The 266-nt window shown below is 30.1% G+C and carries 1 protein-coding gene; it reads left to right on the forward strand.

Features of this window, described 5'->3' with window-relative positions:
• The coding region (locus J5474_RS22555; RefSeq protein ID WP_209364257.1) for a hypothetical protein at nt 1–266 on the forward strand (266 nt) is incomplete at both ends.

Consider the following 266-nt stretch of genomic DNA (forward strand, 5'->3'; position numbering starts at 1 on the left):
TAGTAATGTTAGGCAAGTTATTCTTGAGTGGGCATTAATGTTAGAAAAACAAGGAATTTTGGGTGAAAATTTGATTTTTACAAAACAGGAGAAAGAAGTGGCAACAGATAATCCAAATATCCATATTGGCAATTTTCAAGGCATTTTAGGTGATGTTACAAATAGTCAAATTCAACAAAATAATACACTCACCGTGCAACAGAATGATTTTGAATCGTTAAAACAATTTTTAAAATCTAAAAGTGTGTCTGATGAAGATATTCAAC

It is taken from the genome of Sagittula salina, assembly GCF_017813235.1.
In the GTDB taxonomy this organism is placed as follows: domain Bacteria; phylum Pseudomonadota; class Alphaproteobacteria; order Rhodobacterales; family Rhodobacteraceae; genus Sagittula; species Sagittula salina.